Source organism: Nocardioides sp. (assembly GCF_050699375.1).
Taxonomy (GTDB): domain Bacteria; phylum Actinomycetota; class Actinomycetes; order Propionibacteriales; family Nocardioidaceae; genus Nocardioides.
This window is the reverse complement of sequence record NZ_JBOHDN010000230.1, coordinates 17,524-31,387: the sequence shown is the minus strand read 5'-3', so window position 1 is coordinate 31,387 and position 13,864 is coordinate 17,524. Positions and strand designations below refer to the sequence as shown.

Annotated in this window: 14 protein-coding genes; 10 read left to right on the top strand and 4 right to left on the bottom strand. The window is 69.0% G+C overall.

Annotation, left to right across the window (positions count from 1 at the left end; translation table 11 throughout):
- Nucleotides 1-59 precede the first annotated feature (59 nt).
- Nucleotides 60-1,097, bottom strand: coding sequence for a tryptophan--tRNA ligase (gene trpS / locus ACRDPS_RS16980; protein WP_431502837.1), 1,038 nt, complete (start codon nucleotides 1,095-1,097; stop codon nucleotides 60-62).
- A 140-nt stretch (nucleotides 1,098-1,237) separates the two neighbouring features.
- Between trpS and ACRDPS_RS16975 the strand changes: the two genes are divergently transcribed.
- From ACRDPS_RS16975 to ACRDPS_RS16955, 5 genes are all read left to right on the top strand, one after another.
- Nucleotides 1,238-2,431 carry an acetoin utilization protein AcuC gene (locus ACRDPS_RS16975; RefSeq protein ID WP_431502836.1) on the top strand — a complete coding sequence of 398 codons (1,194 nt, stop codon included), beginning with the start codon at nucleotides 1,238-1,240 and terminating at the stop codon, nucleotides 2,429-2,431.
- Nucleotides 2,432-2,642: 211 nt separating this feature from the next.
- A complete protein-coding gene (locus ACRDPS_RS16970; RefSeq protein ID WP_431502835.1) occupies nucleotides 2,643-2,846 on the top strand; it encodes a helix-turn-helix domain-containing protein in 204 nt (67 codons plus the stop codon).
- Between the two features lie 185 nt (nucleotides 2,847-3,031).
- Nucleotides 3,032-3,133, top strand: a complete 102-nt coding sequence (locus ACRDPS_RS16965) for a 30S ribosomal protein bS22 (RefSeq protein WP_008356322.1) — start codon at nucleotides 3,032-3,034, stop codon at nucleotides 3,131-3,133.
- A gap of 30 nt (nucleotides 3,134-3,163) precedes the next feature.
- Entirely contained in the window at nucleotides 3,164-4,213 is a 1,050-nt protein-coding gene (locus ACRDPS_RS16960) for an NAD-dependent epimerase/dehydratase family protein (RefSeq protein WP_431502834.1), read from the top strand.
- Nucleotides 4,206-5,159, top strand: a complete 954-nt coding sequence (locus tag ACRDPS_RS16955) for a lysophospholipid acyltransferase family protein (protein WP_431502833.1) — start codon at nucleotides 4,206-4,208, stop codon at nucleotides 5,157-5,159. The genes ACRDPS_RS16960 and ACRDPS_RS16955 overlap by 8 nt, the downstream gene beginning before the upstream one ends.
- Before the next feature lie 139 nt (nucleotides 5,160-5,298).
- Here the strand turns inward: ACRDPS_RS16955 and ACRDPS_RS16950 are convergent, their stop codons facing one another.
- From ACRDPS_RS16950 to ACRDPS_RS16940, 3 genes are all read right to left on the bottom strand, one after another.
- Complete coding sequence (locus ACRDPS_RS16950; RefSeq protein WP_431502832.1) at nucleotides 5,299-6,495, bottom strand: DUF5667 domain-containing protein; 1,197 nt, start codon at nucleotides 6,493-6,495, stop codon at nucleotides 5,299-5,301.
- A 142-nt stretch (nucleotides 6,496-6,637) separates the two neighbouring features.
- Nucleotides 6,638-7,432, bottom strand: a complete 795-nt coding sequence (locus ACRDPS_RS16945; protein ID WP_431502831.1) for a sigma-70 family RNA polymerase sigma factor — start codon at nucleotides 7,430-7,432, stop codon at nucleotides 6,638-6,640.
- A 156-nt stretch (nucleotides 7,433-7,588) separates the two neighbouring features.
- Nucleotides 7,589-8,488: an HAD family hydrolase gene (locus ACRDPS_RS16940; protein WP_431502830.1), complete on the bottom strand. Its 900-nt coding sequence runs from the start codon at nucleotides 8,486-8,488 to the stop codon at nucleotides 7,589-7,591.
- A 57-nt stretch (nucleotides 8,489-8,545) separates the two neighbouring features.
- On the opposite strand from ACRDPS_RS16940, the gene ACRDPS_RS16935 reads away from it, so the two are divergent.
- From ACRDPS_RS16935 to ACRDPS_RS16915, 5 genes are all read left to right on the top strand, one after another.
- Complete coding sequence (locus ACRDPS_RS16935) at nucleotides 8,546-8,785, top strand: glutaredoxin family protein (RefSeq protein WP_431502829.1); 240 nt, start codon at nucleotides 8,546-8,548, stop codon at nucleotides 8,783-8,785.
- A gap of 178 nt (nucleotides 8,786-8,963) precedes the next feature.
- A complete protein-coding gene (locus ACRDPS_RS16930) occupies nucleotides 8,964-9,689 on the top strand; it encodes a redox-sensing transcriptional repressor Rex (protein WP_431502828.1) in 726 nt (241 codons plus the stop codon).
- A 76-nt stretch (nucleotides 9,690-9,765) separates the two neighbouring features.
- On the top strand, nucleotides 9,766-11,100 hold the full coding sequence (locus tag ACRDPS_RS16925) for a glutamyl-tRNA reductase (RefSeq protein WP_431502827.1): 1,335 nt from the start codon (nucleotides 9,766-9,768) through the stop codon (nucleotides 11,098-11,100).
- A complete protein-coding gene (hemC, locus tag ACRDPS_RS16920; protein ID WP_431502826.1) occupies nucleotides 11,097-12,137 on the top strand; it encodes a hydroxymethylbilane synthase in 1,041 nt (346 codons plus the stop codon). Before ACRDPS_RS16925 ends, hemC begins: the two co-directional genes overlap by 4 nt.
- Nucleotides 12,134-13,819: a uroporphyrinogen-III synthase gene (locus ACRDPS_RS16915; RefSeq protein WP_431502825.1), complete on the top strand. Its 1,686-nt coding sequence runs from the start codon at nucleotides 12,134-12,136 to the stop codon at nucleotides 13,817-13,819. Before hemC ends, ACRDPS_RS16915 begins: the two co-directional genes overlap by 4 nt.
- Nucleotides 13,820-13,864 lie beyond the last annotated feature (45 nt).

Genomic DNA, 13,864 nt, shown 5'->3' with positions numbered 1-13,864 from the left:
ATAGGGCGAGTAGTACTACGAACGACGTGTTACCCCGGTTCGGCCCTCAGGCTCGAACCTCAGCCCAGCCCGATCGCGGCCTCCGCTGCTGCCACCACCGGGGCGGTCACTTCTCGGCACCTCGCGGCACCCGCGGCGTACACCTCGGTCACCCGGGTGCGGTCCGCGGCGAGCTCGCGGTAGCGCTTCTGCACCGGTTCCAGCTCCGCGACGACGGCATCGGTGACCGCGGCCTTCAGGGCGCCATAGCCCGACAACCCCGCGGCCGAGCCGCCGCAGGCCTCGAGGATGTCGATCAGATTGGTGACGCCCGGACGCTCCTCATCGCGCGCGATGGTCCCGGCCGAGTCGGTGACGGCGCGAGCCACCTTCTTCCGTACGACCTCGGGCGGGTCGAGCAGGAAGATCGACCCGGGATGGTCGTCGCCGGCCGACTTCGACATCTTGCGCGTCGGGTCGGCCAGGTCCATGACCCGCGCCCCGGCAGCTGGATGCACCGCCTGCGGGACGGAGAAGACCCGGCCGTACGTCGTGTTGAACCGCACCGCGACGTCCCGGGCGAGCTCGACGTGCTGACGCTGGTCGTCGCCGACCGGCACCTCGGTCGCGCCGTAGAGCAGGATGTCGGCCGCCATCAGCACGGGGTAGGTGAACAGCGACGCGCGAACCGACGCCCCGGAACGCCGGGACTTCTCCTTGAACTGGATCATCCGGCCCAGCTCGCCGGTGTGCGCGACGCACTCCAGCAGATAGCTGAGCGAGCGGTGCGCGGGCACGTGCGACTGGATGAAGAGCGTGGCCGGGTCGAGCCCGCACGCGAGCAGGAGGAGGGCCATCTCCTCGGTTCGCGTACGCAGCACCGCCGGCGTGTGCGGCGTCGTCAGCGCGTGCAGGTCGGAGAGCCCGTAGAAGGCGTCCGAGTCGGCCGCGCCGGCCATCTCGACAGGCTCGATACATCGCATCGGCCGCAGCGCGCCGAGCAGGTTGCCGAGGGTGAGCCGTCCGGAGGGGGTGATGAGCGAGAGTCGCCGGGTCATGGTGAACCTTTCGATGAAGGCCCACGGGTCGGCGTACGAGGTCTCGAGATCCTCGCTCACAACGATAAAGGCCGCCCGTGGGCGGCCTGATGTGAGTGCTCAACTATCGGGTGGACCGCCTAGGAGGCGGGCCACCACTGGGTGGAACGAATGCTGAACACCCCGCCAGTGTCGCACACGTCACGGATACCGTGTGGCCCATGACGACTCCGACGACCGCATGCCAGGGGCTCTCGACGGTCGTCTTCGACAGCAGCCTGGCCGACTACGACTTCGGCCCGACGCACCCGATGGCGCCGATCCGCGTGGACCTGACGATGCGCCTCGCCGACGAGATCGGTGTGCTCGACCGGCTGAAGGTCGTCGAGGCGCCGATGGGCACCCCGGAGCAGCTCCTCACCGTCCACGACGAGCGCTACATCGAGGCCGTCATCAGGGCAGGCAGGAGCGGCGAGCCCGACCTGGCCCACGGCCTCGGCACCGAGGACGACCCGGTCTTCCCGCACATCCACGACGCCAGCGCCCACATCGTCGGCGCGAGCATCGAGGCCTGCCGCCAGGTCTACTCCGGCCAGAGCATGCACAGTGCCAACCTCATGGGCGGGCTCCACCACGCGATGCGCGGCCGCGCGGCCGGCTTCTGCATCTACAACGATGTCGCGGCCGGCATCCAGTGGCTCCTCGACCAGGGCGTCAAGAAGATCGCGTACGTCGATGTGGACGTGCATCACGGAGACGGCGTCGAGCGGGCTTTCTGGGATGACCCGAGGGTCCTGACGATCTCGCTCCACGAGACCGGGCAGATGCTCTTCCCGGGCACGGGCTTCGCCGCGGACGTCGGCGGACCGGACGCCGAGGGGAGCGCCGTCAACGTCGCACTGCCCCCGGGAACCGCCGACCACGGCTGGCTGCGTGCCTTCCATGCGGTCGTGCCCGACCTGGTCCGTGAGTTCGAGCCGGAGATCCTGGTGACCCAGCAGGGTTGCGACTCGCACACCGAGGATCCGCTCGCCGACCTGGCTCTCAGCGTCGACGGCCAGCGGGCTGCGTACGTCGTCCTCCACGAGCTCGCCCACGAGGTGTGTGCGGGCAAGTGGGTGGCGTTCGGCGGTGGCGGCTATGCCGTGGTCGACGTCGTGCCACGCGCGTGGACCCATCTTCTTGCGCTAGTCTCGGGAAATCCCTTGGAGCCGACGCTCGAAGTGCCAGGTGGCTGGCGCGAACACGTGCAGACGCGCCTCGGGAGGGTCGCACCGTTGCGTATGACTGACGGACGCGAGCCGGCCTACCGCGACTGGGGGAGCGGATATGACCCTGGCACGTGGCTCGACCGGCAAGTCCATGCGACTCGCACAGCGGTGTATCCGCTGCACGGGCTCGACCCGATGCCGTAGCCCGGCCTCATAGTTTCGGGACCGTCTAGAAACCCGTGGATCGGCGTACCCAAATGCAACTCGACACGCCGTTGGTATGTGAGATTCTCAGGGGTGTCCCCTTCCCCATCAGTCACATCAGGCCCTATTCTCACTTTGGGATCGCGTTTTGGACCAGAGGTGGGGAAGCCGCTGGCGTCGCGATCACTCGATGAGAGAACGGTGGAAGCAGATGGTTACTCCTCCTGGAGACATCTCTGACAGCAAGTTCCTGACCGTGGCCGAGGTGGCGGCGATGATGCGCGTCTCCAAGATGACGGTCTACCGGTTGGTCCACTCGGGCGAGCTGCCCGCGGTACGTGTCGGTCGTTCCTTCCGTGTACGTGAGGACGACGCGAACGAATACCTCAAGAGCTCGTTCTACAACGCGGGCTAGTTGTCAGACCCCGCGCCCAAGGTGGGCGGGCGCGGGGGCAACACCGGTCTCACCAGGTCACCGATTCTCTCTGGGTGGCCCGACTTCGTTAGGCTGACTCCCTAGGTCAATCCGTCGCTCGCTGCGGCGAGTGACCGCGTCGGCACAGGGCCGGCATTCTCTGCATCGATCGTGAAGGGTTCCCCGTGGGTTCTGTCATCAAGAAGCGTCGCAAGCGCATGGCGAAGAAGAAGCACCGCAAGCTGCTCAAGAAGACTCGCGTCCAGCGCCGCAAGCTCGGCAAGTGACGCCTTCCGGCACAGTCTGAGACGACGTACGTGGCGGAGCGCAGCGGATCTGGTCGAAGCGACGCTCGGGGTGATCAGCGAGGCAGGGTCCTCCTGGTCACCGGGGTCTCGCGTGACCTCGGGCGCCGCTTTGCGCGCGCTGCCGCCCGCCACCCGAACGTCGAGCGGGTCATCGGTGTCGACGTAGCCCCGCCTCGCGGCGACATGGGCGAGGTCGGGTTCGTCCGAGCCGACATCCGCAACCCGGTGATCGCCAAGGTGATCGCCAAGGAGGAGGTCGACACCGTCGTCCACCTCAGCGTCATCGCGACCCCCGGCACCACCGGGGGTCGTTCGACGATGAAAGAGCTCAACGTCATGGGCACGATGCAGCTCCTCGCCGCGTGCCAGACGGCGCCGTCCCTGCGCCAGGTCGTGGTGAAGTCGACGACCCAGGTCTACGGGGCGAGCAACCGCGACCCGGCGATGTTCACCGAGTCGATGGAGCCACGGCGTACGCCGTCCTCCGGCTATGCCCGCGACGTGGCCGACATCGAGTCCTATGTGCGCGGCTTCGCCCGGCGCCGCCCCGACGTGGCCGTCACGGTGCTGCGCTGCGCCAATGTTCTCGGGGCCCGGGTGAACAGCCCGATCGCGTCCCACTTCCGGCGCTCGGTCGTGCCCAACGTGCTCGGCTTCGACCCGCGCCTGCAGTTCCTTCACGAGCAGGACCTGTACGCAGTCCTGGAGCATGCGGTGCGCGCCAAGGTCCCCGGGACGTTCAACGTCGCCGGCGACGGCGTGCTGACCCACTCCCAGGTCGCCCGGCGGCTGCAGCGGCTGACCGTGCCGATCCCCGAGCCCCTCTTCGGTATGGCGAGGTTCGGCGGGGGCGAGTATCCCGCCGAGCTGAGAGCGCTGCTGACCTACGGCCGCGGCGTCGACACATCCCGGATGCGCTCGTTGCTGGGCTTCGAACCGCGCTACACGACCGAGGACACGGTCGTAGACTTCGCGGAGAGCGTGCTGCCGTCCCCCAACCGCGCCGACCGCGCGCTGGCAGCCTTGGAGAGCCGACTGACAGGAGCGTCCGGTGACTGAGCCCGCCACTCCCATCGCCGGCACCACGGCGCGAGAGCGCCACCCGCTGCGCGCGATCCCGGCGGCCGACTGGGCCGCGGCTCTGGACAGCGCCGCCAAAGAGGTGTTCGGCACCGAGTGGGAGGAGCAGCTCACCCGGTTCATCGTGTTCCTGCGGCGCCGGATCTCGGGTGAATACTCCGTCGACGAGTACGGCTTCGATCGCGAGCTGACCCAACGCTTCCTGCTGGCAGTGCTGCGACCGATCAAGGAGAAGTGGTTCCGCGTCGAGGTGCGCGGCATCGAGAACATCCCGACCGACGGCGGCGCCCTGATCGTCTCCAACCACTCGGGCACCATCCCGATGGACGGTCTGATGACGATGGTCTCGATCAACGACGCGCTCGGGCGCGACCTGCGCCCCCTCGGCGCCGACCTGGTCTTTCGGATGCCGATCGTCGGCAACATCGCCCGCAAGGCCGGGGCGACCCTGGCCTGCAGCGAGGACGCCGAGCGGATGCTTCGCAACGGCGAGATCGTCGGCGTGTGGCCCGAAGGCTTCAAGGGCATCGGCAAGCCCTACAGCGAGCGCTACAAGCTGCAGCGCTTCGGCCGCGGCGGATTCGTCTCGTCCGCGTTGCGCACCGGCGTCCCGATCGTGCCGCTCTCCGTCGTCGGCGCCGAGGAGATCTATCCGTTGGTCGGCAACATCCCGGGCCTGGCGAAGGTCATCGGCGTGCCCTACCTCCCGATCACGCCGTTCTTCCCCCTTCTCGGCCCGCTGGGACTCATCCCGCTCCCGTCGAAGTGGCTCCTCGAGTTCGGCGAGCCGATCCGCACCGATGCGTACGACGCCTCGGAGGCCGACGACCCGATGCTCGTCTTCAACGTCACCGACCAGGTGCGCGAGACGATTCAGCAGTCCCTCTACCGCCTGCTGGTCGAGCGCGCCTCAGTCTTCGGCTGACAGAGCCGGAGAAAACCCTCGCCGAGAGGTCACCTCTGCAGGCCGAAAGGTCAACCGCGCAGGCCGAGAAGTCACGTCTGCAGGTCGTGAAGTCCCCAGCATGCCCTCTCGGCCTGCAGAAGTGACTTCTCGGCGGGGGTTACGGCTTGAGCAGGCCGGTGGCGCCGGCGACGACGTCGCCGACCAAGCCGGTGACGCCGGTGACCAGGCCGACGACGGGACCGGCCGGGGCCGGGTCATCGGTGTCCGGCTCGTCCGCGGGGTCGGAGGGCGACGGGGTGAGCGACGGAGGCAGTACGTCGCCGCCGGCGGAGTCACCCTCGTCGGGCTTCTCCTTCTTGTCGTCGTCCTTCTTGCCGTCGGGGTCGGTGACCGAGCCGGGACCGATCTTGTCGGGATCGATGGAAGGCAGGTCGAGGGCGTTGTCGTCCGGGTTGAGCGGCGGCAGCGCCTCCGCCTCGACGACCGTGTCGGCCGGAAGCAGTCCGTCGATGTCGGAGGTGAGACTGGAGACCAGCGTCGCGGGGAGCTCGGTGATGCCGCCCTCGCAGGTGGGGCAGAGCTGCGCCGCGGCCTGGTCGATCAGCACGAGCGTCTGAGCGGCGTCCGAGACGGCCGGCTCGGCACGCTCGGGGACCTGGGGGCTGAGCTCGGCCAGCTCTTCGACACCGTCTGCCGCGAACGTACGCAGCTGGGCGAGCGATTCGTCGTCCTGGGTCTGTTCGAAGTCGCTGATGAGCAGGTCCGAGCCGTGCGCGGCCTGTGTCGAGAACGTCTCCAGGGTCGAGGTGACCCGCTCGGCGTCGGTCAACGGCGCGTCCGCGACCAGAGTCTTGGCCTCGCGCAGCCGGGTGCCGGCGTCCTCGAGGATCCTGACACCGCGGGCCTGGGTGCTGACCGTGAAGCCTGCCGAGACGTTCTCGACGGCACGCTTGACCGGGTAGAGCGAGTCACCGGGAAGGGCGGTCTGGGAGGCGGCAGCGGCGCCGCCGGTGCCGCCGACGATCGCCATGGCGGCGATGGCGACGGTCAGCTTGCGCTGACGACGCGGCCTGCGGACGTGCCCGACGGTGAGCTTGCGCTCGACGGTCCTCTCGGTGCGCGGCACCGGCACGAGGTCGGTGTCGGCGGCCTCCATGAGTCGCTCACGGAGCGAGACGGAGAAGTCACGACTGGGTGCTGCGGAGTCGCCGACGGTGGAGAGCGACGAAGCGAAGACTGCCAGGTCGCGAAGCTCGTCGGCAGCCTTCGAGGATCGCCGATCCGACGCGGCAGCAGCCGCGACCATTCGGTCGAACTCTTCGGCACGCTTGCGCGCCGGGAACGCCGGGCTCATCGGAGGGTTCCTACTCGGTGTCGGCAGTGAGGGATTCGTCGAAATGACTGCACGCAAGGGGCAGTCATGTCGGACAACGAGTCGCCCCGGCCGCGGGTTACGGCAACCGGTCGAGCATTCGTGGTGGTGCGGAACACAGTCATCAGCGGATCCCGTCAGGCATCTGCTTGGCGAGGTTGCGGATTCCGCGCAACTGTAGCTGCTTCACGGCTCCGTCGCTGCGCCCGAGGATGGCCGCGGTCTCGGCGATCGAGAGTCCCTGGAGGAAGCGCATGATGATGCAGTCGCGCTGCTCCTCGGGGAGCTTGGCGAGGGAGGCGAGCAGCATCTCGTTGGTGATGCCGGCCATCACGATCTTCTCGGGACCGTCGGAGGAGGAGTCGTGCTGCCCCATGTCCTCGGTGGTCATCTCCAGGCGCGTACGTCCCGCCTTGAAGTGGTCGGTGGCCAGGTTGCGGGCGATGGTCATCAGCCAGGCGCCGAAGTCCTTGCCCTGCCAGCGGAACCCGGTCATCGAGCGCAGGGCCCTGAAGAACGTCTCCGAGGTCAGGTCCTCGGCCACCTGGGTCGAGCGGGTCCGGTAGAAGAGGAAGCGGTAGACGGCGCCGTGGTAATGGTCGAAGAGGAGGCCGAAAGCCTCCTTGTCGCCCTTGCGGGCGAGCTCCACGAGGGCGATCAGCCGAGTCCGGTCGGCCTCGCTCTCCTCGGAGGAGGCGGCCAGCTCGGTGTCGTCCTCGGGCTCGTTGCCGGAGCCGGGCCTGATCTCGTGAGTGCCCCCGGAGCCACGTCGCTCGGGCTCCGCGAGCGGACCGGAGCCACCGGCCACACCGGCGTACGCAGGCTCGTAGCCCTCGTTGAGCAGGAGCTCGACCGCATCGACGACGGCAGCACGCAGCGCATCTAAGCGACGTTGAACGTCGTTGGCGCGGCGCGACATGTGGGTCCCTCCCGAAGACTCCCCTGAGCGAGCACAACCCTACGGGTTAGAACATCCCGATGTCAGGTCCCGAGCCCAAGTCGGCTCGGCGTGTGGCGACAAATTACTTACGCGGCCACCGATACCCGCCCCCATATGTCCGGCCAGCGGTCGATGTCATTGCCGCCGACCGCGGAGCGCTATCGCCACCGCGATGGCCCCCGTGGCCGCCCCGCCCAGCGCCGCGGTCGCGAAGCCTGCGCGGGCGGCCTTGCGACCGGTGCGGTAGTCACGCACCGGCCAGCCCTTCACGCGCGCGTGGGCACGCAAGCGCGCGTCCGGGTTGATGGCGTACGGATGTCCCACCAGCGAGAGCATCGGGAGGTCGTTGAACGAGTCCGAGTAGGCCGCACAGCGGGACAGATCGAGCCCCTCCCGGGCCGTGATGGCCTTGACCGCCTCCGCCTTGGCCGGCCCGTGCAGCATCTCGCCGACCAGCGCACCGGTGTAGACGCCGTCCTCGGTGGCCGCCACCGTCCCGAGCGCACCGGTCAGCCCGAGCCGCCGCGCGATGACCCTGGCCGCCTCGACAGGGGCAGCGGTCACCAGCCACACCCGCTGTCCCTGGTCGATGTGGGTCTGCGCGAGCGCCCGCGTACCGGGCCAGATCCGGTGAGCCATGGCCTCGTCGAAGATCTCCTCCATCAGACTCTCGACCTCCTCGACGCGGTGGCCGCGGATGAAGGAGAGGGCCGAGCTGCGTGCCGACTCCATGTGCGCGGGATCCTCGACCCCGGCCACCCGGAAGTAGGCCTGCTTGTACGCAGCCGAGGCGATGTCGCGCGTACGGAAGAACTTGCGCCGATGCAGGCCGCGGGCCAGATGGAAGATCGTCGCGCCCTGCATGATCGTGTTGTCCACGTCGAAGAACGCCGCCGCCGTCGGGTCCCCGCCCTCAGGGTGGAGCCAGGCTTCGATCTCCGCGGCCGCGGCCGATGCCTCACCGGCGAGCGCCGAACGGCGCTTGAGGTCTTTTCGCCGCAGATCGGCGCGGCGGCGGTCGCTGGCCCTGCTCATTTCGCCAACAGTAGTGGGCCTGGCGCTGACATGGGGCGAGGGTGCCAAGATGGTCGGGTGGAACCGCGTGTGACCTTCTACTCCCGTCAGGGCTGCCACCTCTGCGACGAGGCGCGACTGGTGGTCGAGAGCGTCGTCGGGGACGACTACACGGAGATCGACATCGATCGGGACCCCGAGCTCCGGGAGCGGTTCACGAACGAGGTGCCGGTGACGTACGTCGATGGCCGCCAGCACGACTTCTGGCGCGTCTCCGAGGAGCGGCTCAGAGCAGCACTCGCGCGCTCCCCAGGATAACTGTCGGTCGACCCCATACCCCGGATCGACCCCCTCTGACAACTCCGCAGAAGCGTGTGCTAGCCAACCGTTCGCGAGTTTGTTCCCGAATGCACAAAGTCCGTATGGTGGCGGAGCCGCATGGCGATCCCGGGCTAGAGAGCCCCCGTCTGTGGCGCCGGCATTGAAAGAGCAGAGCGTGACGGCACGGAGCACGAATACGGGCGAGGGCAGCAGTGCCCAGGACCCCCACCGGGACATCCCCGAGGCGACTGTCGCCCGGCTTCCGGTCTACCTTCGGGCCTTGACCTCGCTCGCCGAGAGAAACATCGCCTCGTGCTCCTCCGAGGAGCTCGCCACGGCCGCCGGAGTCAACTCGGCCAAGCTCCGCAAGGACCTCTCCTACCTGGGCTCCTACGGCACCCGTGGAGTCGGCTACGACGTCGACTACCTGAGCTACCAGATCGCGCGCGAGATCGGCGTGACCCACGACTGGCCGGTCATCATCGTCGGCATCGGAAACCTCGGTCAGGCGCTGGCCAACTTCTCCGGCTTCAGCAGCCGCGGGTTCCGTACTGTCGCGCTGCTGGACGCGGCCGCGCAGATGCAGGGCCGCACGGTCGCGGGCATCGCCGTCCGTCCGTTCGCCGACCTGCCCGAGATCGTCGCGGACGAGCAGGTCTCGATCGGTGTCATCTCGGTGCCGGCCGCCGCTGCCCAGGACGTCGCCGACGCGATGGTCGATGCCGGGATCAGCAGCATCCTCAACTTCGCGCCCGCGGTCCTCAACGTTCCGTCCGGGGTCGACGTACGCAAGGTCGACCTCTCCATCGAGCTGCAGATCCTCGCGTATCACGAGTCGCGCAAGGCTGCGGATGCTGGGGCGACGGTAGATAATGGTTCCGAGGAAGGGATCACGGCATGAGTGAGCGTCAGCGAACGACAATCAGCCTCAGGCCGGCGAGTCCGTATCCTTGCTCCTCCTCGACGGAGGCGCCGGCATGAGTGTTCTTGTAGTCGGAATCTCACATAATTCTGCGCCGGTCTCGATGCTCGAGGCGGCCTCGGTGGACGCCGACGGCCTGCAGAAGCTCCTCACTGACGTGGCTGGTTGTGAACATGTCAGCGAGGCGACGGTCATCTCGACCTGCAACCGTCTCGAGATCTACACCGAGGTAGAGCGGTTCCACGGCTCCGTCGAGGACCTGTCCCGCCGCATCATCGAGGGCGCCGGTCAGACGCTCGAGACGATGCTGCCGCACCTCTACGTCCACTACGACGACGGCGCCGTCTCCCATCTGTTCAAGGTGGTCGCCGGCCTGGACTCGATGGCTGTGGGCGAGGGCCAGATCCTGGGTCAGGCGCGCGCCGCGCTGCAGCTCGGCCAGGAGGCGGGCACGGTCGGGCCGGCGCTCAACAGCCTGTTCCAGCAGGCGCTGCGGGTCGGGAAGCGCTCGCGCGCGGAGACCGACATCGACCGGGCCGCGCCGTCGCTGGTGACGGCGTCGCTGGGCCGTGCCGTACGAGCCGTGGGTGACGTACGCGGCAAGCGGGTCGCCATCGTCGGTGCCGGGGCGATGGCCGGGCTGGCCACCGCGACCGTCTCCCGGATGGAGGCCGCCGACGTGGTCGTGGTCAACCGGACGACGGCGAACGCCGACCGCCTCGCGAACGAGTACGCCGCGCGCTCAGCCTCGCTCGACCAGCTGGCCGACGAGATCGCCGCGGCCGACATCGTCATCACCTGCGCCGGGGCCAGTGGTGTGCTCGTGCCTGCCGAGATGGTCGGCGACCGCAGCGGGCACCCGGTCGCGCTGATCGACCTGGCGTTGCCCCACGACATCGACCCCGCCGCGGGCTCGCTCCGCGGAGTGACCCTGATCGACCTGGCCGCCCTCGCCGACGAGCTGCACGCCTCGCCCGCCGGCCGGGAGGTGCTAGCGGTCCGCGACATCGTCACCCAGGAGGTCGCGGCCTTCCTCAGCGCCCGTCGCCAGTCGGCGGTCACCCCGACCGTCGTCGCGCTCCGGAGCATGGCCACCGGCATCGTCGGAGCCGAGATGGAGCGGCTCGACGGCAAGCTTCCCGAGCTCGACGAGGCCACCCGTGACGAGGTCCTGCGGACCGTACGTCGCGTGGCCGACAAGCTTCTCCACGAGCCGACCGTCAGGGTCAAGGAGCTCGCCAACGAGAGCGGCGCGGTGTCCTACGCCGCGGCTCTGGCCGAGCTCTTCGCGCTCGACCCCGAGGCAGTCGCCTCGGTGACCCGCGCGGAGGTGTCGACGACGGCTACCTCCGCCGCATCGCCCCCCACCCATGAAGGAGGATCCGCATGAGGACCCTTCGTCTCGGCACCCGCCGTTCACAGCTCGCCGTCACTCAGTCGACCCTCGTCGCGGAGATGCTCCGTGCCCAGGGCCACATCGTCGAGCTGGTCGAGATCGTCTCCGACGGAGACCGCACCCAGGCCACGAACACCCCGCTGACCAGCTCGAGCTCGACCGGGGTCTTCGTCAGTGCTCTGCGTGACGCGCTGCACGCCAAGGAGATCGACCTCGCGGTCCACTCGCTCAAGGACCTGCCGACCTATCCCGAAGAGGGCATCGACCTGACCGCGATCCTGCCGCGCGAGGACCCGCGAGACGTGGTCGTCGCCCGCGACGGGCTCACCCTCGGTGAGCTCCCGGTGGGCTCGCGCGTCGGCACCGGCTCTCCGCGACGTGTCTCCCAGATCAAGGCCTTGGGCCTCGGCCTGGAGCTGGACGGCATCCGCGGCAACATCGACACCCGCATCGGCAAGGTGCGCTCGGGTGACTTCGACGCGATCGTCATCGCCCGGGCCGGCCTGGCCCGCATCGACCGGCTCGACGAGGTCACCGAGGTCCTCGACCCGATCCAGGTGCTGCCGGCTCCCGGCCAGGGCGCCCTCGCCGTCGAGTGCCGTGCAGGCGACGCCGATGCCGACGTACGCAAGATCCTGACCTCCCTCGACGACCCGACCACCCGAGCGGTCATCGAGGCGGAGCGCGCGGTGCTCGCCACCTTGGAGGGTGGCTGTGCCGCGCCCATCGGGACCCTCGCCGACGTGGTTGAGGGTGAAGAAGGACCAGAGCTGTGGGTGCGCGCGGTTGCGCTCTCACTCGACGGCTCGCTCTCGGTGCGACTCTCCGCATCAGGCCCGGTCGACGACGCCGCCGGCGTCGGGCGACGGCTCGCGGAGGAGATGCTCGCCGAGGGTGCTGCAGACCTGACCGACGCCCCCGTGGACGCTGCCGAAGCGGACCCGGAGGCGGCGGACAGAGACCAGGCTGTCATGGACACGGGCGGTTCCCCCCAGACCGCTCCCGAGCAGGACAAGGTGCACAACGCATGACCCGAGCAAAGACCACCGAGCAGAAGGCCGAGCACACCTCGGCCACCCCACTGGGCTGGGTGTCCTTCGTCGGCAGCGGTCCCGGTGACCCCGAGCTGCTGACCGTACGGGCGATCGACCTGTTGAAGCGGGCCGATGTTGTCGTGACCGAGGCCCCCGAGCACCCTGCGATGGTGCGCGGTGTCCTCGGCATCCCCGAGCCCGTCGAGCCGGCCGAGGGCGAAGAGGCCCCGGAACCGATCGGACCCGAGTTCATCGACGGCGGGTTCGGCGTCGACGGCCAGCCGCTGGCCAACGCCGCCCGCGCCAAGGCCGTCGTCAAGCAGGCCAAGCTGGGCAAGCGCGTCGTGCGCCTGATGACCGGCGACCCGTTCCTCTACGCCTCCGGCCCCGAGGAGGCGCAGTCCTGCGCCAAGGCGGGCATCGGCTTCGAGATCGTCCCCGGCGTCTCGTCGGTGTCGGCCGTTCCGGCGTACGCCGGCATCCCGCTGACCACCAAGGACCACCAAGAGGTCGCGGTCGTGACCTGCAACGAGAAGGTGGACTGGAGCCAGTACGCCGACAACCGCACCCTCGTCCTCCTCTCCGGTGTCGGCATGATCGGTGACATCGCCAAGGAGCTCGTCGCGGCGGGCCGCTCGGCCAAGACCCCGGTCGCGATCACCCGCGTCGGCACCACGACGGAGCAGTCGACGGTAGAGTCGACGCTGGAGAACATCGCCGTCGACGCTCGTGCCGCACGGATGGCGCCGCCGGCGATCGTGGTGATCGGCAAGGTGGTCAACTTGCGTGAGACGCTCTCGTGGTTCGAGACGAAGCCGCTGTTCGGCTGGCGCGTGCTGGTGCCGCGTACCAAGGAGCAGGCGCCCGCGCTGTCGCTGAAGCTGAAGGGCTTCGGCGCCGTGCCCGAGGAGGTCCCCACGATCTCCGTCGAGCCGCCGCGCAACCCGCAGCAGATGGACAAGGCCGTACGCGGCCTGGTCGAGGGCCGCTACAACTGGATCGCCTTCACCTCGATCAACGCGGTGCGTGCCGTACGCGAGAAGTTCGACGAGTACGGCCTGGACTGCCGTGCCTTCTCCGGTCTGAAGATCGCCGCCGTCGGCGAGAAGACCGGGCAGGCGCTCGAGGCCTGGGGCCTGCGCCCCGACCTGGTGCCGCACACCGACAACCAGTCGGCAGCTGGGCTCTTGGAGGTCTGGCCGGAGTACGACGCGGACCTCGACCCGATCAACCGGGTCTTCCTCCCGCGTGCCGACATCGCCACCGAAAACCTCATCGCCGGCCTGGTCGACCTCGGCTGGGAGTGCGACGACGTGACCGCCTACCGCACCGTCCGGGCCGCTCCGCCGCCCGCGCCGACCCGCGACGCGATCAAGACCGGCAAGTTCGACGCGGTGGTCTTCACCTCCTCGTCAACGGTCCGCAACCTGGTCGGCATCGCGGGCAAGCCGCACACCTCCACGGTGATCGCGACGATCGGCCCGGCCACCGCCAAGACCGCCGAGGAGCACGGCCTGCGGGTCGACGTGATGTCGCCCGAGCCGTCGATCGAGGCGCTCACCGAGGCGCTCGCCGACTTCGGTGCCGCGCGCCGCGCCTCGCTGGTCGAGCAGGGTCTGCCGGTCACCAAGCCGTCCGACCGCCGCCCGGCCTCGCGCCGCCGTTCGCGCACGAGCTGACCGAATTCATTGCCGAGTCGGCTCATCCTGACCGAGATCTTCGCC

Excerpts from the sequence above, each read along its gene's own strand:
- hemC (WP_431502826.1), top strand. The coding sequence starts at position 11,097 with ATGAGGACCCTTCGTCTCGGCACCCGCCGTTCACAGCTCGCCGTCACT.
- ACRDPS_RS16945 (WP_431502831.1), bottom strand. The coding sequence starts at position 7,432 with ATGTCGCGCCGCGCCAACGACGTTCAACGTCGCTTAGATGCGCTGCGT.
- ACRDPS_RS16915 (WP_431502825.1), top strand. The coding sequence starts at position 12,134 with ATGACCCGAGCAAAGACCACCGAGCAGAAGGCCGAGCACACCTCGGCC.
- ACRDPS_RS16950 (WP_431502832.1), bottom strand. The coding sequence starts at position 6,495 with ATGAGCCCGGCGTTCCCGGCGCGCAAGCGTGCCGAAGAGTTCGACCGA.
- ACRDPS_RS16940 (WP_431502830.1), bottom strand. The coding sequence starts at position 8,488 with ATGAGCAGGGCCAGCGACCGCCGCCGCGCCGATCTGCGGCGAAAAGAC.
- ACRDPS_RS16925 (WP_431502827.1), top strand. The coding sequence starts at position 9,766 with ATGAGTGTTCTTGTAGTCGGAATCTCACATAATTCTGCGCCGGTCTCG.
- ACRDPS_RS16970 (WP_431502835.1), top strand. The coding sequence starts at position 2,643 with ATGGTTACTCCTCCTGGAGACATCTCTGACAGCAAGTTCCTGACCGTG.
- ACRDPS_RS16975 (WP_431502836.1), top strand. The coding sequence starts at position 1,238 with ATGACGACTCCGACGACCGCATGCCAGGGGCTCTCGACGGTCGTCTTC.